Genomic DNA, 2,969 nt, shown 5'->3' on the forward strand with positions numbered 1-2,969 from the left:
ATTCTATCCACATTTTCCATAACAAACCATTGCGGACTTACTCCAGTTACAATTTCGGCGAATGTGAGCGTTAGATTCGCTCGTCCTAAACCCTCGTCTCTCTTCCCAGCACTGGAAAAGTCTTGACAAGGAGGGCTGCCGACAATAATCTCAGGATTATATTGAGCCAATATTTCTTGATTAGATTCTCTAGATAAATCGACATTAAATATCGGATGACTAAAGTTATTGCTATAGACATCTATAGCAGGTATCCAATTATCAAATGCGGCCACAATAGTAAACCCCGCTTTCTGGAAACCTAAAGATAAACCACCACAACCAGCAAATAAATCGATTGTGATCATTTTGCTCCCTCCTCTAAATTGACTCTCGAAAGCATAAAATAAATTATCGGAATCGGGAGCTAGACCGTATAACTCTTTTGTACTTAACTCCGCCGGTTGAACTTTTAAATTTTCATCGAGTTTCAGATAGACATTTTTCAGTCCTTTCCCATCCAAGTAAGCGCACAAAGAAGCTGGAAATGAGGAATTAAATTGATTTTTCCCCCATGTTTCTTTTTGGGTAAAATCCCGATTCGAGTGCTTCAATCCGAATAAACTAGGCTTAAATATTGCCGATTTTCCCATTACCTCAACCCGATCGCTGAAATTATCTCATCAATAATCTTAATAGCAATAAACGGGGCAATCACGCCCCCCACGCCGTAGATGAGGATATTGCGCCGCAATAGTTGGTCAGCGGTGAGCGGGCGAAATTGAACGCCTTTAAGTGCCAGGGGAATCAAAACGGGGATAATCAGGGCATTGTAGATCAGGGCTGAGACGATCGCCGATTGAGCGCTTTTCAAACCCATGATATTTAAAGCACCGATCCCGGCAGCGGCGAAAATCGTCGGGATAATGGCGAAATACTTAGCGATATCGTTGGCTACCGAAAACGTGGTCAGGGCGCCGCGGGTAATGAGTAACTGTTTGCCGATGGTCACTAAATCGATCAGCTTGGTCGGGTCGGAATCGAGATCCACCATATTAGCCGCCTCCTTCGCCGCTTGGGTTCCGGAGTTCATCGCCACACCGACATTAGCTTGGGCCAGTGCCGGTGCGTCGTTGGTTCCGTCTCCCGTCATGGCAACTAACTTGCCCTTGGCTTGCTCGCGACGGATCACCTCGATCTTATCTTCTGGGGTGGCCTCGGCGATAAAATCATCCACCCCCGCCTCCGCCGCGATCACCGAGGCCGTGATCTGGTTGTCGCCGGTGAGCATGATCGTTCTCACACCCATGCGCCGTAATTGGTCGAAACGCTCTTTTAATCCAGGCTTCACGATGTCCTTGAGATAGATCACCCCGTAGATATCGTTACCCCGACAGACGGCGAGGGGAGTCCCCCCCAAATGGGAAACCCTTTCCTGTGCCTCATCGAGGGTCTCGGGAACGGAACCACCGCGGGAACGGACGAAACCTTTAATCGCGTCTACGGCTCCCTTACGGTATTCCTCGCCGGCCCTATCGGTGCCGCTCATGCGGGTACGAGCGGAGAATTCGATTCCCTCGCCGGGTTGGCCATCGATATCGAGGTTCGCGCCCAAATTCCGGGCTAAGGCAACGATCGAGCGTCCTTCCGGGGTTTCGTCGAAAAGGCTGGCCGCTAGACAGATGCGGGCTAATTCCTCGAGGTTATGACCGTTCACGGGGATAAATTCGTCAGCCAGCCGGTTTCCGAGGGTGATCGTTCCCGTTTTGTCGAGAAGGAGGGTATTTACGTCACCGCAGGCTTCCACCGCACGTCCAGAGGTGGCGATGACGTTAAACTGAGCCACACGATCCATCCCGGCGATGCCGATCGCGCTCAATAAACCGCCGATCGTCGTGGGAATGAGGGCGACGAGGAGCGAGATCAAGATGGCGATACTGGAACCGGCCCGAAAGGTATCCGCAACCGCCGGCCCGAGGCTCGTTTCCAGGAAACCGGCGATATAGTTCCCGATCGGCGGAATCGTGGCCACGACAATTAGAAAGACTTGGGTTAACACGGCCAGAAGTACCGTCAGCGCGATCTCGTTGGGGGTTTTCGTGCGCTCGGCACCTTCCACGAGGGAGATCATGCGATCGATAAAACCCTGGCCGGGATCTTGAGTGATCCGCACTGTCAACTCGTCCGAGAGAAGCCTGGTGCCGCCGGTGACGGAACTGGCGATGTCGGTTCCGGGTTGTTTGAGGACGGGGGCCGATTCTCCGGTGATCGCCGATTCATCCACCGAACCGATTCCCTCGATCACTTCCCCGTCGGCGGGAATCACGTCCCCGGCCACCAGTTTTACCCGATCGCCCCGACCCAAGGCCGTGGAACTGACCGACTCGATCGAGCCGTCGGCAAGGATTTTCCGGGCCATCGTGTCGCTGCGGGTGGAGCGCAGGGCATCGGCCTGGGCTTTTCCCCGTCCCTCGGCGATCGCCTCGGCGAAGTTGGCGAACAGCACCGTGAAGAAGAGGATGAGGGTGATGATGCCGTTAAGTAGCCGTTGTTGTCCCCTATCCCCGGCGATCGTGCCGAATAGATGCGGGTCGATCGTGACCAGGGCCGTGACGATCGTTCCTAACCAGACCACGAACAGGACCGGGTTACGCACGGCGATGCGCGGGTCGAGTTTGAGGAAGGACTGCCGGATCGCGCGTTGATAGAGACCTGTCCGGTTTACCTTGGGGGTGTGGCGGCGGTCGTCCCGGCGACCTCTCGGCACTCGCAACGGGCGGGAGGATTTAGAATTTCCTTTGTTCGTTCTCATAAATTATCTAGGGCTGGTTGAATAAATCTAAAAACCTTGTTGGGTAAGACTTTTAGATTTTTTTTCCCTCAAAAAGTGCCAACCATTGGAGTGATCGGGGGTAAAATTCAGGTACTTTTTCCCTGAAAAGTAGGTAATTGACCCCCTCAAAATCGGTAAAACCCCACACCCCACACCC

2 protein-coding genes are annotated in these 2,969 nt (G+C 53.0%); both read right to left on the reverse strand.

The window, feature by feature from the left end:
• Positions 1 to 632: DNA cytosine methyltransferase (locus PX636_RS21485; protein WP_288118789.1), on the reverse strand; the 632-nt coding region annotated here is incomplete at its 3' end.
• The gene (gene kdpB / locus PX636_RS21490; protein ID WP_288118791.1) at positions 632 to 2,791 is read right to left on the reverse strand and encodes a potassium-transporting ATPase subunit KdpB; all 2,160 of its coding nucleotides are present in this window, start codon (positions 2,789 to 2,791) and stop codon (positions 632 to 634) included. The genes PX636_RS21485 and kdpB, both read right to left, overlap by 1 nt.
• Between the last annotated feature and the right edge of the window lie 178 nt (positions 2,792 to 2,969).

The organism is Microcystis sp. M53598_WE2 (assembly GCF_030067735.1).
GTDB lineage: Bacteria > Cyanobacteriota > Cyanobacteriia > Cyanobacteriales > Microcystaceae > Microcystis > Microcystis aeruginosa.

Bases quoted from the DNA above. Each gene is read 5' to 3' on its own strand.
- kdpB (WP_288118791.1), bottom strand. From the start codon at position 2,791: ATGAGAACGAACAAAGGAAATTCTAAATCCTCCCGCCCGTTGCGAGTG.